Source organism: Empedobacter stercoris (assembly GCF_020281205.1).
Classification (GTDB): domain Bacteria; phylum Bacteroidota; class Bacteroidia; order Flavobacteriales; family Weeksellaceae; genus Empedobacter; species Empedobacter stercoris.
The window spans coordinates 1-23,723 of record NZ_JACXZC010000016.1 but is presented as its reverse complement, the minus strand read 5'-3'; the positions used below and the strand labels follow the sequence as shown (position 1 = coordinate 23,723).

Below are 23,723 nucleotides of genomic sequence, written 5' to 3'. Positions count from 1 at the left end.
TTAATTTTAACTTCTTACTATTGTTATCCATGAATTTCCTATAAACACAAGCATCATTGTGTTACTAAATGAAAGCTGTTTATCTTGATGCAACCATTTTGAAGCGATTGAATGATTACGGCTTTTTACAGTTACACTTCCTATTTCAGGTAAAGGGTTTATTATCGTAAGCATTTTACCTATTCTCGGATTATCAGGTAAATAAATTTCATTTGGATAGCCAGTGCGAGGAGTAACATAACATAGATCAGAATCTACCCTGATAGTGTTGGTTGATAAGATGCTCTCCACTTCAAATGCTAAACCAGAGAAGTGTCCATTTTTAACCTCAATAGCTGGATAACTTAAAAGATTATCATTGTAAGATTTCATATCTAAATGAATACCTGCTTTGTAAGACTCCCATGGTGTAATAACTTTTTTAGCCTGATTATGAATCATTAAAAAAGGATAATAATTCTGATCAGGTAAAATTCCCGTTCCAATATTATTTCCTAATCGAATCGATGACTTGTAATCTTCATTTTCATAAGTAAACCAAATACCTGAATTAATATCAGTTGTTGTTAGTAGCTTATCTTGTAAAGTTAAACCACCAATGTAGCCTGAATTCGCTTCTATTCGTCCTGTAAAAGTTCCGCTTGTTGCATGCACTTCGCCTTTGATATAAGCGTTTTCGGCAAACACAGAACCATCATCAAGTACTCTAAAAATAGCATTTGCTCGACCTGAAGCTTTAGCTCCTGCCCAAAAACGAACTGATTGTTTACCGTTTTCTGAAAAACCACTTATTCCAGCATTTGCGCCTTTTAGATTTCCAACCATCAGCATGCCTGTAGCGACAATATTTCCCGAAATAGTTGTGCTTAAAAAACTTGCTTTTTCTTCAATTTCTTTAATACGATTTTCATTGTAAACTTTTATATCGTTACCACTTTCCGAGTAATCAGTTGGAAATTTTCCAAGCTCAAGTTTTGGCTGTAAAAATTCAACTTCAATATCTTGATCGTTTGCTTCATTTTTAAGGACAAGGAAAAACTTTTTATAAGTAGAAATATCGCATTCAAAAGATGCGTGTACTCGACTTCGTTTATTCCCTTTAATTCCTTCAAAAACTTTATAGCCTAAAGCCTCTGCAGTATTATCGTTTTTCCTTCCAATGACATAAAAACAAACATCTATATTAGTCGGTAAAGTCACATCAACAGATATGCAAAATTCTTTTACTTGACCTGCATAACGAAGCTTTTTGTCTTCTTCTAAATCGTAACCTAATTGCTGAGTACTTGAACTGCTTAATAGATTTTCACCACCGATAACAATTCCGCCATAAATTTGCTCATAAGCTTCTGAACCATCTAAAAACATAATCCTTCCACTTATTTCTCCTGTATCTAAATCAAAATAAGTATTACCGCCGCCACTCGATTCAATTCGCCCTGTTTTTATAAATCTTCCTGAAACGGTTGTAAAACCATACATCAATGAGATTTCACGTGCTTTTACATCTTCTGAATAAGTGTTTACTATTCCGATTAAGAAATAATAAAAATTCCCTTGATCTACCGTGTACTGTGTTTCCGTAATTTCAATTACACCAATATTATTTGATTTGTTACATTTTGCATACAAATAATAAGGTTTGTTCGACTCTAAATCCTTCTGACCTCCTTGTATTTGCCAATCAATTATCTTATCAGAAATAGTAAAATGAACAAGTTTACAATTAGACCATCTTATCTTATTAGGATTACCTTCAAAATTAGGTTCGAAAAATGAATCGATAAGGTTAAATTGCATTGACTTAGCACCGACTTGCAGGTGAGTTGTTTCGATTGAATTTGGTTTAATCTTCTCAGTGTAATAATCACCTTCAACATCAAAAACCATATTCAAAACCTCTTGCGCATCCCTCCAAGATCTTCTTGCTCTTGCAGGATCATTAAGATTGTTAAGCTTAATGATATTTTTAATCGTGTTTATTTCTCCTGGAATAGTTCCGTTTAAAAAGTTTGTAACTTTCGAATCTGACAGCGTTAATTTATAATCAAAAGGATTCCTTAAATCTCTTTCAATAGATTTGATTCTGATGTAACGATTAATGTCAAAATCTTCATCAATAACTTTGATAAAATCACCAATTGAAAGGAATTGCGTAACAGTATCATTTAAAATTCTTTGAAGATGTAATGTATCAACATCAAGTAAATACTGAATGTTCGGTTCAAGTTTATCCGATAAATATTCATCAGCTTTTTCAAAAAGTTCAGCCTCTGCGTTATCAATGTAAACTTGTGGCATTTGAATGTCTAAAATTACATACTCATCACCAATACCAATTCTAAATGCATCATTATCTTTTGAAGGAAATTCATAACTATTTTCATCAGCAAATTTGATAATATGAAATTCCTTTGTCGTATGGTTGTAATCGTGAACTTCAAATTCATAACCTGCTAAATCGCCTGTATTAAAATGAATTTTAGCGCTTACTCCATCTAATAGATATTTGGTTCCGTTTTCATCTTTTTCTTTTAAATCAAAATCCATTGATATATCAGAAAACTTGTAAGGTGATTCTGAATTAATAGAGGTTACTTTCCCTTTGCGTCTTGGATAAATATCATCAAAGATTTTAGTTGATTCGTAAATCCCATATTTAGCAACTGCTTGAGTATTTTCAATATAGGAATTAGGTTTGTTTTTATCTTTTAAAACTAATCGATTAGCTCGATAATCAGTACCTAAATTCTTATCTGAACCATAAACTTTTAAGCGAGTAACAATATCGCTTGCATCAACTTTTTCACGAGTTAACGTATAAAGTCCTTTTTGAAAACCGACTTTAAACTCTAAAGGAATTTCAGTTCCTACTTGCTTAAAGTTTAGAATATTAACTCCGTTGTTATTAGTCTTAATTACAAAATCAGTATCATATTCATCGCAAAGCATTTGCAAAGCAGCCAAACAATTCTCTTCTTCTGAAAAAGTAATTGTTTTTGTTTCTGTTTCAGATGGCAATTCACCTAAAACCCATTTATCAGGGAAAACACGATTTATGTTTTCAATTAGAATTTTAGCGAATAATTCTAAATCCGCTGTTAGTGTTTCGCCATAAATTGCAGATCCTGTTGTATCAATATTTACATCATAAGAAGCTCGACGTAAATCGAACATTACACCTTCAAATGTCATTGAGAATTGAAAATCATTTGAGCTATTTTTGAAGTATCGTGGGATTTGATTTAACGTATATTTTTGACCTAAATAATGAAAAGAATCACCAATTGTAAAATTGATAAATTCTCGACTGATAAGCTCAACATTGATAACGTCATTACTCCTTAATTCAGTTGATTGTATAATTGATGAAATAAATACTCCTTTGTTTTTATCTTCTAACAGATATCCAGTATTATCAGCTCGTTTAACTAAAATCTGCTCCATAAAACATCTGCATTTGAGTTAAACGTTGTGATTGAATCCAAATCACCTAAAACCATTGGGTAAAATACACCTGTAGCTTGATAAGTATGAGAATAAATCTCAGCATTTGGAGAAGTGTATTGCTCGGACCCATCTCCCCAATTAATTACTAAAACCTTTTTAGATTTTAAAATAATATTGGTTGTTTTTTGAATTGACTTCAAAATCCTTTTAACAGGCATATTTTCAATCAATTTTAATTTAAAAGTACCTACTGCATTAGAATCGTCATAATTCAATTTATTTTCAGCTGTATCTTGTCTGAAAACTTGATATTCCATTCTTAAATCACCAGCAATAACTGATAATCTGCGAGATCCTTTTTTATCTAAAGCATTATAGAAATCATTGTACTTTTCAATACATTCTTTCAAAGTTTTAGCATGAATAAAGCAATCAATTGTAATCGTTTTAGAATTATGATATCGTGATTGCAAATCAATATCATAACCGTGTTCATCGCTCCAATCTTTCTTTTGATTTTCTTTTACAGAAGCTTTATCAAAAAGATTTGAAGAATCTGAAACATAAACATTGTAATTTTTAAAGGGTATATTGTCAAGTAAATAAACTACAGGAATCATCTATACGTTTTAAAATCTTTATTTGAAATTTTTACATAACTATCATCGTTACTTTTATAAGTAACTTTAGCACCTTTATAGCAATTCACTCGAACGTTAGCTTTGTCGCTTGCTTCTATTTCTAACTTAACATTGTCAAAAATATCAATCATAACAAACGCACTATCTCTTACGACTAACCGAGCTTTCACATTGTCTCGCAAATACAGCTGAGTAACAGAAAATTCATCAGCTAAATAGTTTAATCTTGAATCACCAAGACAAACTATCTCTCTGTTATTATGCAAGTCAATCGAGTCATCAAGGAAAATTCCTTTATGTTCCATTTTTCCTTTTAGATTTCTTCGTATAAAATCATTTGAAATAAATTCAGATGAAAAAGAAAAATCAATTCCTTTGATATACATATCAAGTAGCTCATCCAAAGTTTGGGCGTTTTCCATTTTAACCGCCCATTCTTCGCATATCTCGTTTTGTTTAGCTCTTTTTAGAACTTCTATTTTTATATTATTAAAATCCATATGATCTGTTGTTATCCTTGTTACTTTGCATAAATGCATACATTTTATCTAAAATCACATTTGCATTCTTTGTATTAAAATCGATATTCGCTAATCTGTCTAAGCTTTGAAGTAAAATTCTATTCGTTTCAATCCTTGTTTTATTTGCTTCCACAATTAGCAATCTCATCGCGTTAACTTGTCCAGCTATTAAAGACGCTGTTTCTTCTGAAACTCCTTTAATTGCTCCAGCTAATGAAGATTCGTTAGGATCTACTAAGTCGCTAAATAATTCCGAATAACCTTCAAGCGCGCCTTGGAAACCTTCTGCAATTTCTTTGATTTTATCTCGAAATGCTTGCTGTTCCTCTGGAGTTAATCCGCTCCAACCTTTATCATCAACTCCCATATCTTTTTGAAGTTGATCTAAGGCTTTTTGAAGTTGATCTTCAATAAATCTTTTCTTAAGTTGATTTAATACAGCGTTTTTAAGAACGTCATTCGCAACTTTTTCAAATGATTTCGCCGCATCTTCACCTTTCCCAAAGGCTTCCGCAAGTGCGTCACCTAAAGTGTTTGCTAATTCTTTTGCAGTAGTTTGCAAAATATCGCTTGCAATATTTTCTTGAATTTCTTGAATTTGTCTATCAATATCAGCAATTGCGTTCTTCCATTCGTTTACTTTATTTTTATCAGTTTTCTTTTTAGCTTCTTCATTTTTAATCATTTGCTCCATTAGAATTTTTTGTTCTTGGAGATTTTTAATCTGATCTTGTTGAAGTGAGTAATTTTTGCCGCCTAAAGCTCTATCAATTGCAAAACTCAAATCATCGTACGCACGTTTTAAATCATTAACAGCTTGTTGTTGTTTTTTAATACGTTTTTCTAACCTTTTGTCTTTTGAACCTCCGATAAGTTTCGCAACCTCAACAACTACCTGAACAATACCTGCTACCATTTGCGCCCAGTCACCTGAGAAATAACCTTGAATAGCATTTCCGATACCGTTAACAATATTTTGAACAGATTGTATAGTTTGTTTTGCAGAATCATCTAACTTACCCCCAAATGCTTCCACAGCATCAGTAGTCATATCCATGATTTCTTTAGTAGCTTCAAATGCAGAATTAGAAGCGTTTAAGAAATTTTTAATAGCATCAATATTATCATCATCTGTAGAAGCTTTTATGAAATCTTTCCACGCGTCAGCCATTCCTTTAAAAGGATTCTTTTTAGAAATTTCACCTTTTAATTTCTCTATTTGATCTAATAATATTTTTAAATCTTCTTCATCTAATTCAATACCTAAAACTGAGTTATCTTTAGTTTTCTCTTTAATTTCAGTTAATAATTTATCTAAAGACTTAACCGACATTTTATCAAGACTTCCTAATAATTTAATATAATACTGGGAACTCTTAAGTTGTTCAAATGCGATTTTTGATAAAGCTTTTTTCTTTTCTTGAAGAAGTTGTTCTTCTAATTTCTTATCGTTATTTAGTTTAGCAACTGCAATTTTATTATCAAAATCAAGAGTTATATCAGCTTTTTTTTGTTCGAATGACTTAAATTCTAATAATAACTTATTGTAATTATCATCATTGGTAGGGAGATCTTTTGAATCTTCTGCGAATTTTACACCTCGCTTCCAAATTGAATCATTTATAACTGTTTTTTCAGCTTCCGTTTTTGCATTTTTAAGCGATTCTGTTAAGATTAGAATATCATTATTATATTCATTTGTAAGTTTTTGCAGTTGAGAGTAACCACCACCTAAAGAAGCGACTAAATCTTTGCCTGCTTTGTCTAATTGCTCAAGCAGTTCTAATTGAGTTTTATCAATAAATTCAATCTTAGGAGCTGTAAGTTCATTCGTATTTGAACTTAATTCATTTTTAACATCATCAATGATTTTTAATTTCTCAACAACTGAATCAACATTATCAAGCTGTTTGTCAAGATTATCCTTAAAAATTTCAACTTCACTATGATTAATTAATTTTAATAACTCATCATTTACGAATGAAAGTTTTTTTCTTGTAATCTCTGATGTTTCTGCTGTTTTTGAGAGTTCTTTTTGTTGAGTACGCAAATACTCTTCATAAGTCTTTTCTTTACTTGATAATTGAGATTGTAAAATTGCTTTCTCAGTAACAAATGAAATATCGTTTGAATCTAAAATTTTTAAATATCGTTCGTGTTGCTTTTCAATTTCAGAAACTTGTTTTTTGTAAATTTCTACAGGATCATCAGATTTTTTAGTTGGCTTAATGGATTTTGGTTTAGCAACCTTTGCAGATGTAACGCTCCATGCTTTTAAAGCGTTATCAGCTTCGTTAATTTCATTTGTTAGCTTGTTCCATTCTTCTTTATTTCTTGGGTCTTTTGGATCGAGTTTATCTCTTTTGCTTGTTGCATCGGATTTTTTAGTATCCCAATATGATTTATTTTTTATTTCAGGAACAGCAGAATTAATCTGTCCATTAATAGCAATCAATTGATTCTGCGCTTCATTTAATTGATAATTTAAACGAGAAACGTCCCAAGATTGGAATGCATTCGAAACCTGCTGCGCAAGATTTAATCCTTGTTCTTGATTAGTATTAACATTCGATAAAGTAAATATCTGTTTTTCAGTTGTGGAAATAATACTTTCCCAATATGCCTTTTTTTGTTCCAAAGTCATATTAGCAAATTTCATATCTCGATCGATTTGATTTACTTTACTTAATTGTATATCGTACTGCTTATTAAGTACTTCTAATTTGTTATAAGCATCAGAAAGAGCAAGCCCCGTATGTCCTTGCGCTTTGTTCATTTGTTGAATCTGATTTTTTACAGAATCAATCTGATTTTCAATTTCAACTAACTTTTGTTTTTGCAAATCAAGCCCTTTTACATCATTAGCTTCATTAATAAGTTTTTTTAACTCATTAACATCCATTGCTTGAACTTGCTCTTGACTAAGATTTTCAAATCCTTTTAATTTCAGTAATTGTAACGCTTTATATGCTTCAATTTGCTGATAAACGGTTGCTGTTTCATCTTTTAAAATACTTATATATTCCTCAGCTTTTTGTTTAGTTTCGTCAAGTTTAGATTTAACTTCTTCCTGTGTTTTATTATACGATTCTTGCGCTTTTTCAGCAGCAGATGTATGATCTGCTAAAAAATAATAAGCAGAACCTAATGCTACAACAGCGGCTATGACAATTGCATACGGATTTGCCATCACAGCGGCATTTAATGCTGTTTGAGCTGCGGTAAGTTTAAGAGTTGAAACATATCTTAACGCTTGCATAGCTGTTACTCTACCTTCTGCAGCTCCAATTGCTAAAGTTGTAGTTAATCTTGCTTTTTCAATAACATTTAAAACAATTAAAGCCGCTTTATAAGTTCCGTAAGTAGCGACTAACACAGCTATTGTTTTTCCAATTGCTTCATAATTCTCAACGACACTCGAAGCACCTCCAATAACAGATGTTACAAACCCTTGCGAATCTTTACCGATTTCGTTAAACATAACATCAACTGCATCCTTTAACTGTTCGATTTGTCCTGCAACAGATTTTGATTGAGCTTCCATTAACCCACCGAACATCGAACCGCTTGCAGTAAGATTATCAATAACTTTTTGAACTTCTGGAAAACCTACTTTACCAGCTTCAACTAATCCTTTTACCTCGTTTTTAGAAACTCCTAAAATTTTTGCAAGTTCGTCCATCATTGGAATACCACGACCTAAGAATTGGTTTAAGTCTTGAGTGTATAATCGACCTTGCGTCATTGTTGTTCCGTACAAATAAGCAATATCTTTCAAAGGAATACCAACCCCTGAAGCTATATCTCCAAGTTTTCGCATTGTATCCAAAGCGGTTTCAGCACTTTCTCCATAAGCTAATAACATTTTAGTAGCTTCCGAAGTAGATTGTAAACCGAAAGGAGTTGTTGCTGCAAATGTTACAATTTCTTGCATTAAAGAATCTGCTTTCTCCTTACTACCTAACATAGTTGTGAAGGCAATTTCTAATTGCTCAAATTCCCCTCTAACTTTAACCATTTGAGAAACAAATTGAGTTGCATAATCAACTGTTAAAAAAGCTGCTACTCCTTTTGCAAGTGTATTAACTACCCCTGTAGATTGTTTGAATTGATTTTGAACGTGTGTATTAAAATCTTCTACACCTTTATTCGATTGTCGAAGTGCATTTAAAAATTTTTGATTATCTAAGTCTTGGGTAAATCCTAATCTTCCGTTATTTATATCCATTAGCTTTGAAACATTTTAAGAATGTCGTCTGCATTCTGTTCTGTTATTTTTACTGCTTTTTTTGTTTGGGTATTTATATTTTCGTCATCATCGTAATCGTAAGAAGGTAAATCTGCCATCAAACGAATTACTTTTGACCAAGGGATTTGGTTTTCTAAATAATCAAGTGTCCATCCGAAATGCGCACAAATAGAAGCTCTTGTTCCATAGGTACTTTTCATTCCTTTTACTCTACTTCGTTCGGACTTATCGTCGTCTTTATCGATGCTAATCGAGTAGAGTGCATAAAATTTGCAAGATCTTGTGATTTAAGAATCTCATTTATAATCTCAAATAGTTTAGCTGGCGTAAGTGAATTGTAAAGAATGTTTGAAACTCGTTTAAATTCTGATTTAGAGTAATCAACTCCAACGACTGCAACTGCAACTATATCCGCCATTATTTTAGCGTTTTTATATGCAATAAGTTTTGTTTGATTAAAAATTTCAAGCTCGTTATTCAATTTACCTTCATCAAAAAATAATTCGATTTGATATTGGCAAAGTCGGTCCAAAGTCGATAATGTACAAGGTTTGATTTTGAACTTTTCTTTGACCTTTTTAACTACCTTTTTTTTACAAGGAATTAAACCAAAAAAGTATTTTTCTTGAACGGTCACTTTTTTATTGAATTCTACTTCAAACTCGTAAGGCGCTTCAATCAAAGTTTTGATTTCTTCTCTTTGTATATCTTTTTGATCCATGGATTTCGATTTATACAAAAATGGCGAATGAATAAGGATTTAGTATTGTAAAATCTGGCGAGATAAGAGTGAGTTAAGGGAAGGAAATAAAAAAACCACTCCTATAAAGAGTGGTTTTTTAGTTATAAAATATTAAATCAATTGCTTAACCCGTTGGTAAATCTGTTACTTTACCTGATAAAATTGAAGGTTTACCATCTGCAGGAGACAATGGACTAACTGTAAAATTTAAAGTTAATAATCCATCTTCGTTTAAATCGCCTGTTACAACAGCAGAAATTGAAGCTTTAGGTAATTTCCAATACAATCCTTGTTTAGGTTTGATAAACAAAGCTTTTTCAATTGATTTTGTTTTCCCGTCAAACTCCCATTCTTTTGTTACATCATTGTAGCTTCCTCCAATGTATTCGCTAAGCATTTCAGGATCTGCATTCATAACGTTAAAATTCCATGACCAAGATCCAGCTTTAGAAATTGTTACTTTTGGAATTGGATTCCCTTCTTCCTTAAATTCTGTCTTATCGCCTTCTTCTTGAGCCATGTTTGCAGTTCCTTCTAAAACTTCTCCAATTTTAGTCATTGCAGAAGCTTCAGGCATTAAACCTGTTGCTAAAGATGCTGCTACTAAAATCTCGGCTAAACCAAATGTGTATGTTGCCATAATATCGTTTTTTTAAAAATTAATAATTAGTTTGTTTTTTGATCGTAAATTCTCCATTGAATGCGAAGATTTACGTAATGTTCTTTTTCGTTTTGTTCTTGGATGATTCCTAAGTCTGAAATATAAACTGACTTCCCTATGAATTGATGATTTTCAAATACCTTACGAACGATTCTTGAAATCTCTTTTAAACGTCTTGAATTTTTGATTCCTAATTCTAAATCAGGAACATAAATGTTGATATTAGAAGTTGCTAATTGAGGTTTAAAAACGGTTGTTATTGTAATAGTATTCACGACAATGTCTTCGTTCAGTGAATTTATTGGACGACTATCATTATACAACTTACCTTTTATAGCAGATTTAATTTCATCAATATTTAGAGCTTTAAAAAGTAATTCGTTTGCATCAAAAGTATCGTACATCATTATATTTACATTTTTGGATCTCGCATAAAGTTTCTAAACATATTCAAAGCATGTAGTTTTGCTTCATGTTCTGTTGCTGTCAAGACATTGTAACCTTTAGATTCTACGTATAAAGCGTAATTCATTCCAGCGGTTAAGACAAGTACAATTTTATTATTTCGTAAAGTTGAAGCTATTCTCTTTGCTGTTTCTGGACCTTCTTTAATACCTTCATTTCCTTTTTTATGAAGAGTATATGCTTCTTTGTAAACTTGACCATTTACAAAAAGGACATAACCAATAGATGATCTCAAGTTTCCTGTTTGATCCATAAATTCTACGTTATTTTTAGCATGAGTTACAAACGCTTCTCCGAGATATAAATAACCTCTTATAGCTTTTTCGAAAACTTGTTTCTCAATCTTCTTGTGATACTTATCTAAATCTTTACTCGAAAAATTCGGTCTTATACCCATAATCGATTGTGTAATAATCCTTGCGTAAACCTTAGAACACTACCTTTAATCCTTACGTCCTTACCTTCTGAATCATTTGAAACAATGATAGTTTTTCCTAATTCAATCGGTAAAACAGATTTATCTAAATGAATCACTGAATTAAAAGCAATTGTAATTCCATCAGTACCAGCAATCACTTTTCCACTTGAGTTAACCTGTTCGCGACATATAGAAATAAACTTTATTCCGTTTTCATTCGGAATCATTTCGCCTGTTTCTTCATCGTAAATCAAAGAATTATCTTCAATAAATAAATAATGATCGTGCCCTATTGTCCCCATGGATTAATCGCTGTTACAGTTGGTTCGTTTTCATCTAAAGGATTAGGTAAATCTAACTTTGCAGCTAATCGACCTAACATCATTCGAATTGCATTCCAATTCCATTTAACCGTCATATCTCCTTCGGAAATACTTTCATACATCGGAATCCAAGAACAAAAAGAATCATACAAAGCCTTCTCGCAATCTTCCAAAATCAATTGTCCGTCTGGGTTTAAAGTTGGATTTTCAGCAAATAAAATAGTGACATCATTTGCATTAGCTCCAACTCTCGACATTACGCTTTGTATGTATTCTTTATTTGTCATGATTAAGCTTCTGAGATTAGTTTACGTTCTAATAAAGAAGCAATTCGAGATTCTTCAAAATCAGCAGGAACAACTTCGTTCACTTCGTAAATCTTCGATTCGTTCTCTTTATCACGGAAACGAGAAATCACTTTGTAAGATTTAGGTGTTTCGTCTAAATTCTCGTCTAAATTTTGAGAACTCTCTCCTTCTTTAGACGTATCTAAATCTTGAACCTCAACTTTCTTTTTAACTCGGATAACTTGACCAACTTCAAAACCTTTAGAAATTAATCCTGGTTCTTTGTCCAAATCTTCTTGAGTTAATTCAATCAATTCAGTTGTTTCTAAAACCTTGTACAACTCATCTAATTCCGATTGCTCAATTTTAGAACCTACTTCGATATTTCTCTCAGTTAGCAATTCCGCTAACTGAGAGTTTTCTTTTACCAATGTTTTAGTGATTGTTACTTTAGCCATGATATTTGATTTTAGCCTGTTGGAAGATCATCAGTTGTTGAATTAGTATTTAAAACATAAATACCGTCTGCATTAATCACAGGCAATACTTCCGCTTCTGCTTTTGTAAATTCAACTAATGGATCTAACTCACCAAATTTTGAAATTAAGATGTAGTCAGCTTCTGCATAATCTGCAAGCTTAGATCTGCGCGTATGTTCAACAGTTTTAGAATTTACTAAATTCCCAACTTTAGGTGAACTTGCGAAAACCATCGCTCCATCTGTCCAAGCTTTTACAATTTCAGTTTCTGCTTTTTCGTTTTCAATTTCAAAAGTTTTATCTACATCGTAAACTAACTTTATTTTCCATTCAGTAGCAAAATAATTCTCAACCTGAGCAGTATTTAAAGCAGGATATTTTGTAGCATCTTCTAACACTACATTTGCACTATTAGCAACAGCCGCTCTAAATGATAAAGAGTTTTTGATTCTACTCAATGAAACAGCATCAATAAATAATGTTGTTGGTTTTTTTCTTGCGTTATCAATTACCTTTTGAACATCTGAAACTTCAACCGTACCAGCAACTGCAACGTTCAATTTTTGATCGTCTGTATAACCATAATCAGCACGAACTTCTGTACCTCTTGAAACATTTCTCCCAACTGCTGCAACTCCGTTTTGTAACCCGCTTAAAAAAGTATATTCATTTAATCGGTAAATGTTAAGGATTGCATTTTTAGCATCGTCCGTAATTTCTTTGATGATTTCTTTTTCATCTTCATTATTACGAATCATAGTTTCTAAATCTTTGAACTGTTGCTCGTCCATAGAATATTTATTAGAAACTTTTGGGATTTTTCCCTCTGCTGAACCTTTTGAACCTCTTGTTTTTAAAGTTGCAGGCGAACCGATAGCGACATAATCAGCAACTAAACGTTTGAATGTTCCACGAATTGTAGTCCATCTTCCGTCTACTGAATATTTAGGCTCTAAATGCGTTTGGTACAAAAATGTTTCATCTGTATCAACATCTTTTTTTCCTGAACCGTATTTTTTTACAACCGCAAGTACAATTCCTCTGAATGCTTTTAGTCTACCTTCTTGATCTAAAAAAAATGATTTTACCATTTGTTATTTGATTTATTTTTTAATTAATGTAATTGTAATGCTGGTAATGCAGTTTTAAATGCAGTTTTTACCGCAGGAGTTAATTTATAAGGCATCGCACCTTCTCCGACTACACCTGCTGTCAAAATTGAAGCAAAAGCAGTATCGGTATAAATTGAACTCGATAAAACACCAACAATTTCTTCTCCTTCTAAAGGTTCTGCGAAATCAGTTCCGCTAACTTTTAAAGGTTTATATTCTTTTGTTACTGAGTCTTGAACAATAATATGTCCTGCATATAAAGCTTCTTCCGTTACTCCTGTAACATCTAATGAACGCCCGCTGTCAATAAATGAAAGACGTTTTCTAATAACTACTTGATCTTTACCATTTGTTGGATTAGATCTTTGTTTTGTTAAGTCTACAAATGCCATGTAATTCTTTTTAAAATGTTAAACCATTGCATCGTAATCAGCTTCTGTAAAAGTATCACCACTTCCAGCTCCGCCATTACCTGGTCGATGACCTGCTAAACCTTGATTTACGATTGTTTGATTGATTGTTTGAATATCCGTTGTAGTTTCTGTCAAGTATTCCTCAAAAGATTCATCATTTTCAAAAGACATTCTTCCGAAATCTTTAAGCGTTTTAGCTTTTAATTCAGGATTGACATCTTTTAAAACTTCTTCCATACGAGAAAGCCTTGTTTCTATAGTTTTGCCAGCTTTGATAGAGTTGATTTCGTCAGCAAGTGTTTTCTGAGTTTCAGCAATCTGTTTTAATGCTTTAGCAATTTCAGACTCTTCTCCTCCGTTCCCTTCTTCACCTTTTCCAGGTTCTGAGCTTCCTTCTCCTGCCCCTTCACCACCTTTACCTTTTCCAGCATTTTCTAAAGCTGTTTTAGTAGCTTTAGCAATTTCAGAATCTACTTCCGAACGGTGTTCTTTTTCAAAGTCAGTAACTTGTTCAACTGTAACCTTGTTGATAAGCGCCTGAGCTTCTTCTTCTGTTGCGCATTGTGTCGCAAAAGCAGATGCTAATCGAGCCAATACGTCTTTACGAGTAGTGCCTTTCCCTAAAAATTTAGCAGTAAGTAACTCCAGTAATTTTTGTTTCATTATAATGAGATTTTAATTTCAAATCGATTAAAACAAAAATATTGAACGATTTTCGCTTAAGTAGTGTATTTTTTAACGAGATAAGAGCGAGTTACGGGAAAGAAAATTGAATTATTACGGTTTCACGTAAAACAAATCTATTTTCATTAGTTATCTTTAAAATTCCAATTAAAAAAGATAAGAAAGCAAATGAAACTGATTACTTTTGGCTTGGATGGGTTGCTAATCAATATTATTAACTAATAAACTATGGATAAAGAATTGAAAATAAATGAAAACGTACTTTTCCATTATCATTTTAACTACAACAATTTAGGAGTGTTTTACAGTCAATATAATGTGAATTTTGAAGTTAGAGATAATAAAAATAAAGATGGTTACGATGTTTATTACAAAGATGTTTTTGTTAAAAAAGTTTACACAATTGAAGAATTAAAAACTGTATTAAAGAGTAAAAATATTATTAAACTTTATATTATGAATTTAGAAATTAAGAAAACTATCAATCAAAAGTTATTGCAAAAGAGATCTTATACAGTAGACCAAGCTGGAATTGATTTTAATGTTGAAACCAAGTATTTAACTCTTTTAGATAAAAACGGTTTTGTAAAGCAAGATATGAAAGTCAATGATCAATCTGTAATAGGAAGTAAATATGATTTAACTGATAAAGGCGCTGATTTTATTAATATTTTTCAAGAATTGATAAATATTTAAAAACCCTTAACCCAATAAGGAACCGTCTTATACCCCTTGTAAATGTCTGCCTTTTCTTTCAAGTGTTCTTTGAAGTTAGCAGGCATTTCTTTTATCTCAGTTTTTTGAAAATTACCTAAATGCGAATAATCTTGCTTTACAGCTCCTTTCAATTCATCAGTAAACATTTCAATTGGTTTAAGGATTGGGATTTGGTAACAGCGACAATTAACGTGAAATCCAATGAATTTAAACGTCTTAGGATATTTTCCTGCTAACGGACTGCAAATACCACAATCAAAAACATTATTAGATCGTTTAATTTCAAAACCAACAACAAAGTCCATTGACTGCCAACGTTGATTTTCTGATTCTTTGTAATAAGTATTGATTTCTGAACTTGCAAGTCTTAAAGCATTTTTATGAGCTGAACGATAAACACCTTGTCCCGGATTATAAGCTGCAGCATTTTTACTTAAATGTAATTGTCCTTTAACATCTCGAACACGTCTAAAAAGCTTTTCAGGTTCGTTAAGGTATTGTTTAATATCTCGTGCTAAAACTTGAGCAGAATCTCCATTTTTCAAAGCTATTTCTAACGAATCAATGATATTCGTTTCAAAGTTTTTAGAATACTTCCAAACTCTATCTGATAACTTGAATTGATTTAATCTTGATTTGCGTGCTTGCATATAGTTTTCAAGATTGTTATTTCGGAAAATATCTTGAGTAGCTTTGTTTAGTTTATTAATATCAAAATAAGTTTCAACGAATCTTGTTGCTGTATTTTGAGCAAGTAACCATTGTTCTTTTGTTGCAGAATTGATTTTTTTTTCTAAATCGATTGAAAGTTGTTTCGTTAGCTTTTCAATTTCCTTTTTTAATTGCGGAGTTAAAGTATCTAAATCAATATTTTCGTTTAATTGATAGAAAGAAATTACTTTCGAAATGTATTTTTGAAATAACTTTTCGATTTGTTTTAAATTTTTACCTGCTGCAATTCTTGCAAGTTTTTCGTCTTGGATTATAAATTCTTCAATTGACATAAATTCAATATTTCATTACATTGGATTTTCCATTTAGGTTGCATTACGTCTATTGGATTTACTTTACTATTCTTTTCTAAGTCTTTTATAACAGTCCAATCATCATCTAAATGACAAATAAAACTTTCATCTAAAAATTTAGACTTTAAATCCATTTCTGTAAAGATTATATTTTCACGAGGTATTTTTAATAAATCTGTAATCTTATATAAATCGTTGTTAGCAGGTGTAGATTTATCTACTATCTTAAATAACTTATCATTATATTCTTTAGTTCTAAACGTGCAAACATAAATATGGAAACCTTTATTGATTAAGTATTTCGCATAATCTTGTACTATTTTTTCTGTTAAAGTTCCGTCAAAATCAAAAGACACCTTTCTCATGTTACAATTTCTTTATTTTTTTAACCTATCAACAAAACGTGTTAAGTTTTATCGATTTATTTAACTTGATAATGTTGATAGAAACTTATTGATTCTTTTCCAAATTTCATTAAAAATATACTCAGTCAAATAAGCTTGTGTTTCATCATTACACGTATCTAAGTTCACTCCTTTGAACTCGAATATACGATTGACAATATGTACTACTTCATGTACAATTAATGCAGGATGTAAATTCGTTTCTTGAAACGTTACATAGATTGCTTTTCCTTCTGTCGTGCATACATAAGCTTGACCATCTTCTTTTGGGATTTCATCTACGATAAACAAATGAAAATAATGGTCGTAAATTGGAACGTATATTCTATTCTTTAGAAGTGTTTTCATTTAAAGGATTTATAATATTTATACTTCATTGAAAGATTATTGTAGCGATTTCTTAATTCTTTTTTAACCTCCAAACTTACCTCTCGTAACGGGACAAAACCTAAACTATCTAAATTAAATTCTATTTTAATAGTTTGAGATTCTTTGTTTAATTTCCTTCTACTTATTTTCATTTGATGGTTATTTGACAAATAAACCTTTTACAACCTGCTTATTTATGCACTTTTTGCACAAATAAGCAGAATTGCAAGGTTTTTATTTCTTATTCGCTCGCTGGATTAAAATAATCCAAATTACTTGCTTCTTTTTCCTCTTTTTTAATCTCCTCGTAGTCCTCAGTATCTTGACCTTGCCAATTCTTAACTGACTTCTCGTGAGATTCTAAAGGTTTGTTTCCGTTTTTAAGTAGAGCGATTTCAACTTGTTCTTTTTCGTTTTCAACCATGAAAGGAACGATTTCAGGCTCGATAACAAGATTATCAATCGTAGTCTTCCATTCAGGTTTCAAAGTCGCAAGGATTCTTTTAATAATATTGATTCGTCGTTGCAAATACTCGTCATAGATTTCTCTTTTCTCCATTACTTTCAAGTGAGCGTCAAGGAATAACATTTTTAAAGCTGTTCCAGAAAGAGCGCCTAAATTCTTGACTTCATCAAATGAGATATTTGGGGTTTGAGTAATCATTTGGATATTTGAAATAAGGTTTTCAATTTCTAATTTTATCGAATCAGTTGCTTGACTCCATGATAAATAAGAAGCTTTTGAACCATTTTTAAGTTTTAATCCTCCCCCTGGCCCTTTTTCCAATGAACCTTGCAAATCTCCTTCAATCAGTAAAACAGGATAAGCGTTTCTGTCATTTACTTCTGCATGGTCTGATAATAAAGTTTCTAATCGTTCGATCATCCATTGAACATCGTACCAAGATGTAAAATCTTGTTCAGCAAAAACAGCAGGTATTTTTTCTAATTGCTGTTTTCGAGGATAACCTTCAACGATTTCCCATTCTTTAAAGTTTGAAAATAAGTAAGTAAACTTTTGTGTGTAAACTTCGAAAAACTCAACATCTTTACCTTCTATCTTTTTGATGTAATTACGTGAAAACGCAATCATATCATCAAAGTCATCCTTAGTTGGATATAATTGACTTCCATTTTTTAAAGAAAGAAGCATTGCTTTAATTTTCATTTTAGTTTTAAAGCCATAAGTTTCATGCTCTTCTTCGTCTTCTTTTAAATACCAAAGCTCTCCTCCTTCGGTATAAGAACCAACAGATTCGGCAAGTTTTCTATTGAAAGATGATTCTTTTATATCGTGTAAAATTCTTTCAATTGCTTTTACTATTAATTTTGCAACATCTCCATCAGGATTAGAATTTAAAATCGGTTGATTTCCAAAAATCATTGCTTTTTCTTTCTTAACAATAATCTTCTGATAAGCAACAGCAATCATATTCATTTTTTTATCATCCTTTTTTGAATCCTCTTTATTTTTTCTTCTTCTAAGGTGAGGGTTCATAATATCATGCTGCTTTGGATCAAGTTGTTTTCTTGCTTCCTCGATGATTTTTGTTTTATCTTTTCCTTGCTTTAAGGTTTCGATAATTTTTTGAATTGTTGAGTTTTCGGGTATATTTAAAAGTTTACATAGTTCGTTCATTTATTTTTTAAAAGTTCAATCTTGATAGTATATCTTCGGTTTCTTCGATACTGCTTTCTCCTCTCCTTTCAACCGTTCCTGTCAAAGCATCTGGAGCGTCGTCAAATTCGTTTTTACCAACCTTCATATAAGTTGTAATATGAGTATGAAAAGTAGGCCATAATTTATCCCAACCAACAGGAAAGAAAGTTAAATTCATAACTTCATTTGATCGAGTAAATATTCGTACATTCTTATTTAAACTTTGATGAAAATCATCAACATAAGTTTCGTTGTTTCCCATTTCTCGCATCTGTTTTTCAACATTACGAGCGAACCCACGACCTCCGTTATTTGATTCAATTACCGCTTCTTCAACAGCGTGCATAGTTAAAGATTCAGCAGTTTTCGGCTCAGTGTATTCCATTGGTTTTTGAGTGTATAAAACATCTAAAATGTAATTTCCATGCGGTTGTTCTTCATAAGAAATTGCACATAAATAATCTTTTCCTTCATCAGCTGTATCAATATAAGCCTTACGGATTGCAGATTTGGAATAAGGAATAACTTCGTATGTTCTGAATTCACGATCATACATTAGTCCTTCCAATGGCTTAGGATTCTGCATGTATTGGGTTTCGAAAACAAATGAATTCTTTTCTTTTTCCTTTCTTAATTCAGCTAAAGTGTGTTTAAATTCCCAAAGCGCAACTTCTTCACCTTCTTCGTTTGTATAAATACAAGGAAGTTCTAAAACCTCCCAATCCTCACCTTCTTCACGAATTAATTTACCACATAAATCATCAACGTGCAATCGCTGCATAATAATGATAATTGGTGTATTTCTTGAATTGACACGGTTTTTAATTGTCGTGTCGAATTTGTTGTTTACTTTGTTACGAATAGTTGCAGAAGTAGCATCATCGGGTTTAATTGGATCATCGATAATAATCGCACCGCCAAATTCAGTTCCGTCAACAGCAGGAAGAAATTCGTTTAAATTATTTAATTCCTCTTCAATTTCTTTATCAACTAAACCAGCTCCAAACCCTGTTACTTGTCCGCTTGATGAGGTTGCGTAAAGTCCTCCTCCTTCGGTTGTGTACCATTTCTTTTTACCTCTATTTGATAATCTTGTTTCGAATAATTGCTGATACTCTGGAAGCTCAATAATATCGCGAACGCCATCTGAATTATCTAAAGCTAAATCATCTGAATACGACAAATGAATAAACTTTGCTTTGGGATTTAATCCTAACCCCATTGCAATAAAGTTTTTTACCGCTAACTCTGTTTTACCATAACGTGGAGCTACATTGATGATAAGTCGCTTAATCTCTCCTTTTAATACTCGATTTAAAGCATCAGATATTTTTTCATGATGAGATCCAACAACAAACTTTCGATTTTGATTATGTTTGAAAAAATAGCGTGTAAAATTTAAGGTACTCGAAAGTACCCAAGTTTTTAAAACATCAATATCTCGTATGTCAGAATTCTTAATAGTCATTTTCTAAACTATTGTAAAGTTCTTGCGCTTCTTTCTTTGTTAGAATACGAGCTGGAGTTGTGATTGTTTCTCCGTTGGATGTATAGTCAATTTTATCTCCGTATTTTTTAGGATTCATTTTTGCTAAAATCCATTTACGAGCGTCTACTCTTAACCTGTCACGCTGGATAACGTCATGATTAACTCTCGGTTCTCCATCATCAGGACCTATAATATCTTCATCTTCACAGTCTGCAATCTCTAATATTTCATCAAAAATATTGTCTGCTCTAACTTCACATGCGCGCGCGTATCGCTCGGATGTTTCTACATCATTTTTAAGCCATTCATAAAACGTATCTTGATTAATAACAGGTTTATTAGGGTTGTCATTTCTAAATATCCTACGCACTGAAAAACCTTTTAATCTAATTTGAAGGAATATGTCATTTAAGATTAGTTCTTTTTCTTCTTCAGTATAAGCTTTTATATTTTTAGACTTACTTTGAGTTTTACTCAACAACTGCTCAGCTTCTTGAAGTTTTAATGTTTGAGCTATAGTTCCTTTAGGCAACCTAACTTTGTCTTTCCCAAGAACAACCCAAAGTAAACCTTTGGAATCCTTCTTGATTTTTATATCAGATGATTTCCACTCTTTTACGATTTGTGATTTGCTTTGTTTTGCCATTGGTTTTGTATTTACTTTCCTGTTGATCCGTAACCTCCTTTCCCTCTTTCAGAATCAGATAATTCTTCTACTTCTTCGAATTCAATTTGTGGATAAGGTAAAATAATAATTTGACCTATACGTTCTCCTAATTGATACTCAGTAAAATTCTCAATATCATCTTCATTTAATAAACCTAATTGCTTGAAATCGTCTTTAATTTCAGCCATGTTTTGAACTGCTATAATTGTATTTAAAACAGATTTTTCATTGTTTATTTGTTTCTTAAACTTAAACATAACTTCTCCTCTACAACCACTATCTAAAACACCTACTGAATTACTTAATAATAAATCTTTTTCAGCATTGCTTGAACGTGGAAATAACAATCCGACAAAACCTTTTGGTATTTCAAACGCTAATCCTGTTCCATAAACAACGTTACCATGTTCATCATAGCTCTTTGATGTCGCTGTTAAATCCATTCCAGCATCTCCGTCTTTTGCATAAGTTGGAATTACTGCGTCTTTATGTAGTTTTTTGATTTTTACTTTCATATTTTGTCTATTACTTGATTATTTGTTATTATTTGCATCACGTCATTATAGTTTCTGCGATACTCTGGTGTATATTTAAAAAAATCATCGTGTTTTTCAATGATTTGTTCAATTGTTTTAATTGATTTATTAATTCTTTTTGAAATAAGTTTCTTTTCGATTTTATATGAAAAGCAAATAGTAACATAAATTACTCTCGCATAGAATAAATGAGTTCGCCTGTCATTTAAAGCATAATCATTAAGGTTTAATCCTGTTGCAACATTGATTGCTTTTTCAATTTCTTCAAAGATTAATTGAGTTGAAGTTTTCGGAGCTGAATCAGCGTATTCAATTTTATAATTCTTTTGTTCGGCTCTAAATTTTAAAACTATAAGTTCATCGTCATTTATCCAATCATTTGGAAGAAATAGATACTGCTCATCTTCTAAAATCTCAATCCTTTTTGAAAGGTCCGGGATTAAAGATGTTTGAACATTCTTTGAATTAAATCTATTTACCTTTTGATTCATGAATAAAATTAAAAAAGGCAGTTAATAGCGCTCTGCTACTTACTGCCTAATTATTAGCGCCTATGTTATAAAATTTAAAAATTCAATTAAAGAAAAGGCTGATTACTGAACTTCATCAGCCTTATAATACCCGAAATAGTCCCTTAACAGAAAGATTTGAATTGATAAAATCAATCAGAAAACGGGGAACTGTGGAAAAGAAAGGGCTCGAACCTTTGACATTTGGAGCTTCAGTCCAACGCTCTACCAACTGAGCTACTTTTCCAACCAACAAAAACACAAAAAAATATATGTAAAAATTCACCTTCCAAATATTAAAAGCATCGCGTCTCGTTGCTCTTGGTTTGTCCTTTTCTTAATTCCTGTAATGAGTGAAAAATCTTTGTTATCTCTTTTTTTAGCGGTTGGTTTAACTTTAAAATGAGTTAAGTTCAGATATTCACACATTTCAAGAATCTTATAAGCTACTTCATGATTTCGTCCTGTTCGATTTCCTATATTTGCATTAATCGACGCAGAACCTTTTCTGATTTTATGCCAATTAGATTTATTTAAAAATCCACATTCGACAAAAACTTTTATTTTATCAGTTCCAAAATCACTTTTCAATGATTGTAACTTATCATAAAGCTCAAAGAACGTTAAGTTTGCTAATTCGTAATTTTCACCATGAATTAAAGCAAAACCATTTTTATCAACATCTGGATCAATACCAATTAAAATCATAAAAAAACCTCCTATTTTCATAAGAGGTTTAAAATAAATTTTCCAAGAATATTAGCCACAAAACCCCTTTCGTTGAATATTGATTCAAATATGAAGTAAGTGCCTGTATTAAAAAAGAATAAACAACAAAAAAACGTGATTTTTGAGTGAAATTTCTGTTTTTGTATTCAAGCGTATAACTTTATATACAAGTGAGTAGATTTGTTATTCAAGTAAGCTTTTCATTTAAAAATAATTTGATTTTTATAACATCTTGTAATTTCCCTTTTCTTTTACCTTTTAGTATTTGTTTGACATGATTTATTTTTAAATCAGTGTTCTTTGCAATTTCTTTATAGTTCATTTCTTTCATTATAAATATCGTTTGCTTTTTTGATTGCTTGAATGGTTGCTTCTTGGCGTGTGTCGAAAACGGCATAATTTAAAGTACTTAAAAGACTGCTTTGAGAATCTCTTATTTCTACTCTCCATGTGTATTTATAGAAAATATTAATATGAATGCCGTATTCATCAAAAAACTCAATTATTAAGGCGTTTAAAATAACTGATTCTGACATAAGTTCTAATTCTTTTAGTGTTAACGTTTTACCTTCTCTGTTTTCGTTCCACTCCAAAAACTTTTCTTTTGCTATTCCTGTTAAAATCATAGTATTTCTGTGTTTAGGATTGAGTTTCGGTCTACTTCATAAAAATCAGCACCCATGCCTTTAAATATTTTTTGACTTTCACCATCGTTTGGACAATTTAATGAATTATAATCGTGTCTTATTAATGCATTTTCAGTTACTCTCTTAAGTAACTCCTCTTGAATTAAGTCGGTTACATTATTAAAGTGAGTAAATATCCTATCTCTTTGTGTATATAAATCCTCCCAACTCTCATAACCTTGCTCAATAGCGTAGGTATTCATAATTTCGTCTTTTGTCATATCTTAATAAATTGGTGGTTTTGGTTTAACAATTGGTTGGTAGTGGGTAATTTCGTTAATGTATTTTAATCTACTTAATTCTTGCGGACTTCTTTTTTTTATAACTCCTTCTATATAATTTTTTCCATTATAAAAACAAGTCCTACATTCAATAACTTCTTTCGGCAAATCCCCTTCACTTTCAATCTTAATCCAACCGTTATTATGCTCAATTCCTTCAAGAGAATAAGGTCTTAGCCCATTACCAGCTTTGAAATCCATATCGT

The 23,723-nt window shown here is 31.5% G+C and carries 27 protein-coding genes, 1 tRNA gene and 1 pseudogene; 1 reads left to right on the top strand and 28 read right to left on the bottom strand.

All coding sequences use genetic code 11. The annotated features are described in order from the left end of the window. Positions 1–6 precede the first annotated feature (6 nt). From IF125_RS08775 to IF125_RS08705, 15 genes are all read right to left on the bottom strand, one after another. Positions 7–3,447 carry a phage tail protein gene (locus tag IF125_RS08775; RefSeq protein WP_225542229.1) on the bottom strand — a complete coding sequence of 1,147 codons (3,441 nt, stop codon included), beginning with the start codon at positions 3,445–3,447 and terminating at the stop codon, positions 7–9. Further along, on the bottom strand, positions 3,432–4,070 hold the full coding sequence (locus tag IF125_RS08770) for a hypothetical protein (protein ID WP_225542228.1): 639 nt from the start codon (positions 4,068–4,070) through the stop codon (positions 3,432–3,434). Before IF125_RS08770 ends, IF125_RS08775 begins: the two co-directional genes overlap by 16 nt. Continuing rightward, positions 4,067–4,591, bottom strand: coding sequence for a hypothetical protein (locus IF125_RS08765; protein WP_225542227.1), 525 nt, complete (start codon positions 4,589–4,591; stop codon positions 4,067–4,069). The genes IF125_RS08770 and IF125_RS08765 overlap by 4 nt, the downstream gene beginning before the upstream one ends. Next, entirely contained in the window at positions 4,581–8,840 is a 4,260-nt protein-coding gene (locus IF125_RS08760; protein WP_225542226.1) for a tape measure protein, read from the bottom strand. The genes IF125_RS08765 and IF125_RS08760 overlap by 11 nt, the downstream gene beginning before the upstream one ends. Beyond that, on the bottom strand, positions 8,840–9,061 hold the full coding sequence (locus IF125_RS08755; RefSeq protein WP_225542225.1) for a hypothetical protein: 222 nt from the start codon (positions 9,059–9,061) through the stop codon (positions 8,840–8,842). The genes IF125_RS08760 and IF125_RS08755 overlap by 1 nt, the downstream gene beginning before the upstream one ends. Before the next feature lie 5 nt (positions 9,062–9,066). Then, a complete protein-coding gene (locus IF125_RS08750; protein ID WP_225542224.1) occupies positions 9,067–9,582 on the bottom strand; it encodes a hypothetical protein in 516 nt (171 codons plus the stop codon). A gap of 145 nt (positions 9,583–9,727) precedes the next feature. Beyond that, complete coding sequence (locus IF125_RS08745) at positions 9,728–10,243, bottom strand: hypothetical protein (RefSeq protein ID WP_225542223.1); 516 nt, start codon at positions 10,241–10,243, stop codon at positions 9,728–9,730. Positions 10,244–10,269: 26 nt separating this feature from the next. Then, on the bottom strand, positions 10,270–10,671 hold the full coding sequence (locus IF125_RS08740) for a hypothetical protein (RefSeq protein ID WP_225542222.1): 402 nt from the start codon (positions 10,669–10,671) through the stop codon (positions 10,270–10,272). A 5-nt stretch (positions 10,672–10,676) separates the two neighbouring features. Beyond that, positions 10,677–11,126 (bottom strand): hypothetical protein, encoded by a 450-nt coding sequence (locus tag IF125_RS08735; RefSeq protein WP_225542221.1) that lies wholly within the window; start codon positions 11,124–11,126, stop codon positions 10,677–10,679. Further along, positions 11,117–11,449 (bottom strand): hypothetical protein, encoded by a 333-nt coding sequence (locus tag IF125_RS08730; protein ID WP_225542220.1) that lies wholly within the window; start codon positions 11,447–11,449, stop codon positions 11,117–11,119. The genes IF125_RS08735 and IF125_RS08730 overlap by 10 nt, the downstream gene beginning before the upstream one ends. Then, positions 11,437–11,757 (bottom strand): DUF6706 family protein, encoded by a 321-nt coding sequence (locus IF125_RS08725; RefSeq protein ID WP_225542219.1) that lies wholly within the window; start codon positions 11,755–11,757, stop codon positions 11,437–11,439. Before IF125_RS08725 ends, IF125_RS08730 begins: the two co-directional genes overlap by 13 nt. A gap of 2 nt (positions 11,758–11,759) precedes the next feature. Beyond that, the gene (locus IF125_RS08720) at positions 11,760–12,215 is read right to left on the bottom strand and encodes a hypothetical protein (RefSeq protein WP_225542218.1); all 456 of its coding nucleotides are present in this window, start codon (positions 12,213–12,215) and stop codon (positions 11,760–11,762) included. An 11-nt stretch (positions 12,216–12,226) separates the two neighbouring features. After that, positions 12,227–13,327, bottom strand: a complete 1,101-nt coding sequence (locus IF125_RS08715; RefSeq protein ID WP_225542217.1) for a hypothetical protein — start codon at positions 13,325–13,327, stop codon at positions 12,227–12,229. 23 nt (positions 13,328–13,350) lie between these two features. Further along, a complete protein-coding gene (locus IF125_RS08710) occupies positions 13,351–13,740 on the bottom strand; it encodes a hypothetical protein (RefSeq protein WP_225542216.1) in 390 nt (129 codons plus the stop codon). An 18-nt stretch (positions 13,741–13,758) separates the two neighbouring features. After that, a complete protein-coding gene (locus IF125_RS08705; protein WP_225542215.1) occupies positions 13,759–14,424 on the bottom strand; it encodes a hypothetical protein in 666 nt (221 codons plus the stop codon). Positions 14,425–14,673: 249 nt separating this feature from the next. Between IF125_RS08705 and IF125_RS08700 the strand changes: the two genes are divergently transcribed. Continuing rightward, positions 14,674–15,141 (top strand): hypothetical protein, encoded by a 468-nt coding sequence (locus IF125_RS08700; protein WP_225542214.1) that lies wholly within the window; start codon positions 14,674–14,676, stop codon positions 15,139–15,141. Here IF125_RS08700 and IF125_RS08695 read toward each other — a convergent pair. From IF125_RS08695 to IF125_RS08635, 13 genes and pseudogenes are all read right to left on the bottom strand, one after another. Then, on the bottom strand, positions 15,138–16,166 hold the full coding sequence (locus IF125_RS08695) for a hypothetical protein (protein ID WP_225542213.1): 1,029 nt from the start codon (positions 16,164–16,166) through the stop codon (positions 15,138–15,140). The genes IF125_RS08700 and IF125_RS08695 overlap by 4 nt on opposite strands. Beyond that, entirely contained in the window at positions 16,145–16,552 is a 408-nt protein-coding gene (locus IF125_RS08690) for a hypothetical protein (protein ID WP_225542212.1), read from the bottom strand. Before IF125_RS08690 ends, IF125_RS08695 begins: the two co-directional genes overlap by 22 nt. 60 nt (positions 16,553–16,612) lie before the next feature. After that, positions 16,613–16,939, bottom strand: coding sequence for a hypothetical protein (locus tag IF125_RS08685; RefSeq protein WP_225542211.1), 327 nt, complete (start codon positions 16,937–16,939; stop codon positions 16,613–16,615). A gap of 262 nt (positions 16,940–17,201) precedes the next feature. Further along, entirely contained in the window at positions 17,202–18,599 is a 1,398-nt protein-coding gene (locus IF125_RS08680) for a phage portal protein (RefSeq protein WP_225542210.1), read from the bottom strand. A gap of 7 nt (positions 18,600–18,606) precedes the next feature. After that, positions 18,607–20,088 (bottom strand): phage terminase large subunit, encoded by a 1,482-nt coding sequence (gene terL / locus IF125_RS08675; RefSeq protein ID WP_225542209.1) that lies wholly within the window; start codon positions 20,086–20,088, stop codon positions 18,607–18,609. Continuing rightward, positions 20,078–20,755, bottom strand: coding sequence for a terminase small subunit-like protein (locus tag IF125_RS08670; protein WP_225542208.1), 678 nt, complete (start codon positions 20,753–20,755; stop codon positions 20,078–20,080). The genes terL and IF125_RS08670 overlap by 11 nt, the downstream gene beginning before the upstream one ends. A gap of 11 nt (positions 20,756–20,766) precedes the next feature. Beyond that, a complete protein-coding gene (locus IF125_RS08665) occupies positions 20,767–21,291 on the bottom strand; it encodes a dUTP diphosphatase (protein ID WP_225542207.1) in 525 nt (174 codons plus the stop codon). After that, complete coding sequence (locus IF125_RS08660; RefSeq protein ID WP_225542206.1) at positions 21,288–21,803, bottom strand: hypothetical protein; 516 nt, start codon at positions 21,801–21,803, stop codon at positions 21,288–21,290. The genes IF125_RS08665 and IF125_RS08660 overlap by 4 nt, the downstream gene beginning before the upstream one ends. A 192-nt stretch (positions 21,804–21,995) precedes the next feature. Beyond that, positions 21,996–22,068 (bottom strand) — tRNA-Phe (locus tag IF125_RS08655). Positions 22,069–22,103: 35 nt separating this feature from the next. Next, the gene (locus IF125_RS08650) at positions 22,104–22,550 is read right to left on the bottom strand and encodes a hypothetical protein (RefSeq protein ID WP_225542205.1); all 447 of its coding nucleotides are present in this window, start codon (positions 22,548–22,550) and stop codon (positions 22,104–22,106) included. A gap of 311 nt (positions 22,551–22,861) precedes the next feature. Continuing rightward, on the bottom strand, positions 22,862–23,176 hold the full coding sequence (locus IF125_RS08645; protein WP_225542204.1) for a hypothetical protein: 315 nt from the start codon (positions 23,174–23,176) through the stop codon (positions 22,862–22,864). Continuing rightward, a complete protein-coding gene (locus IF125_RS08640; protein WP_225542203.1) occupies positions 23,173–23,457 on the bottom strand; it encodes a hypothetical protein in 285 nt (94 codons plus the stop codon). Before IF125_RS08640 ends, IF125_RS08645 begins: the two co-directional genes overlap by 4 nt. Positions 23,458–23,460: 3 nt before the next feature. Beyond that, positions 23,461–23,723: pseudogene (locus IF125_RS08635) on the bottom strand (hypothetical protein); the annotation flags it as partial.

What these genes read in the sequence shown, in the direction of transcription:
- IF125_RS08775 (WP_225542229.1), bottom strand. Translation starts at nt 3,447, where the DNA reads ATGGAGCAGATTTTAGTTAAACGAGCTGATAATACTGGATATCTGTTA.
- IF125_RS08770 (WP_225542228.1), bottom strand. Translation starts at nt 4,070, where the DNA reads ATGATTCCTGTAGTTTATTTACTTGACAATATACCCTTTAAAAATTAC.
- IF125_RS08765 (WP_225542227.1), bottom strand. Translation starts at nt 4,591, where the DNA reads ATGGATTTTAATAATATAAAAATAGAAGTTCTAAAAAGAGCTAAACAA.
- IF125_RS08760 (WP_225542226.1), bottom strand. Translation starts at nt 8,840, where the DNA reads ATGGATATAAATAACGGAAGATTAGGATTTACCCAAGACTTAGATAAT.
- IF125_RS08755 (WP_225542225.1), bottom strand. Translation starts at nt 9,061, where the DNA reads ATGAAAAGTACCTATGGAACAAGAGCTTCTATTTGTGCGCATTTCGGA.
- IF125_RS08750 (WP_225542224.1), bottom strand. Translation starts at nt 9,582, where the DNA reads ATGGATCAAAAAGATATACAAAGAGAAGAAATCAAAACTTTGATTGAA.
- IF125_RS08745 (WP_225542223.1), bottom strand. Translation starts at nt 10,243, where the DNA reads ATGGCAACATACACATTTGGTTTAGCCGAGATTTTAGTAGCAGCATCT.
- IF125_RS08740 (WP_225542222.1), bottom strand. Translation starts at nt 10,671, where the DNA reads ATGATGTACGATACTTTTGATGCAAACGAATTACTTTTTAAAGCTCTA.
- IF125_RS08735 (WP_225542221.1), bottom strand. Translation starts at nt 11,126, where the DNA reads ATGGGTATAAGACCGAATTTTTCGAGTAAAGATTTAGATAAGTATCAC.
- IF125_RS08730 (WP_225542220.1), bottom strand. Translation starts at nt 11,449, where the DNA reads ATGGGGACAATAGGGCACGATCATTATTTATTTATTGAAGATAATTCT.
- IF125_RS08725 (WP_225542219.1), bottom strand. Translation starts at nt 11,757, where the DNA reads ATGACAAATAAAGAATACATACAAAGCGTAATGTCGAGAGTTGGAGCT.
- IF125_RS08720 (WP_225542218.1), bottom strand. Translation starts at nt 12,215, where the DNA reads ATGGCTAAAGTAACAATCACTAAAACATTGGTAAAAGAAAACTCTCAG.
- IF125_RS08715 (WP_225542217.1), bottom strand. Translation starts at nt 13,327, where the DNA reads ATGGTAAAATCATTTTTTTTAGATCAAGAAGGTAGACTAAAAGCATTC.
- IF125_RS08710 (WP_225542216.1), bottom strand. Translation starts at nt 13,740, where the DNA reads ATGGCATTTGTAGACTTAACAAAACAAAGATCTAATCCAACAAATGGT.
- IF125_RS08705 (WP_225542215.1), bottom strand. Translation starts at nt 14,424, where the DNA reads ATGAAACAAAAATTACTGGAGTTACTTACTGCTAAATTTTTAGGGAAA.
- IF125_RS08700 (WP_225542214.1), top strand. Translation starts at nt 14,674, where the DNA reads ATGGATAAAGAATTGAAAATAAATGAAAACGTACTTTTCCATTATCAT.
- IF125_RS08695 (WP_225542213.1), bottom strand. Translation starts at nt 16,166, where the DNA reads ATGTCAATTGAAGAATTTATAATCCAAGACGAAAAACTTGCAAGAATT.
- IF125_RS08690 (WP_225542212.1), bottom strand. Translation starts at nt 16,552, where the DNA reads ATGAGAAAGGTGTCTTTTGATTTTGACGGAACTTTAACAGAAAAAATA.
- IF125_RS08685 (WP_225542211.1), bottom strand. Translation starts at nt 16,939, where the DNA reads ATGAAAACACTTCTAAAGAATAGAATATACGTTCCAATTTACGACCAT.
- IF125_RS08680 (WP_225542210.1), bottom strand. Translation starts at nt 18,599, where the DNA reads ATGAACGAACTATGTAAACTTTTAAATATACCCGAAAACTCAACAATT.
- terL (WP_225542209.1), bottom strand. Translation starts at nt 20,088, where the DNA reads ATGACTATTAAGAATTCTGACATACGAGATATTGATGTTTTAAAAACT.
- IF125_RS08670 (WP_225542208.1), bottom strand. Translation starts at nt 20,755, where the DNA reads ATGGCAAAACAAAGCAAATCACAAATCGTAAAAGAGTGGAAATCATCT.
- IF125_RS08665 (WP_225542207.1), bottom strand. Translation starts at nt 21,291, where the DNA reads ATGAAAGTAAAAATCAAAAAACTACATAAAGACGCAGTAATTCCAACT.
- IF125_RS08660 (WP_225542206.1), bottom strand. Translation starts at nt 21,803, where the DNA reads ATGAATCAAAAGGTAAATAGATTTAATTCAAAGAATGTTCAAACATCT.
- IF125_RS08650 (WP_225542205.1), bottom strand. Translation starts at nt 22,550, where the DNA reads ATGAAAATAGGAGGTTTTTTTATGATTTTAATTGGTATTGATCCAGAT.
- IF125_RS08645 (WP_225542204.1), bottom strand. Translation starts at nt 23,176, where the DNA reads ATGATTTTAACAGGAATAGCAAAAGAAAAGTTTTTGGAGTGGAACGAA.
- IF125_RS08640 (WP_225542203.1), bottom strand. Translation starts at nt 23,457, where the DNA reads ATGACAAAAGACGAAATTATGAATACCTACGCTATTGAGCAAGGTTAT.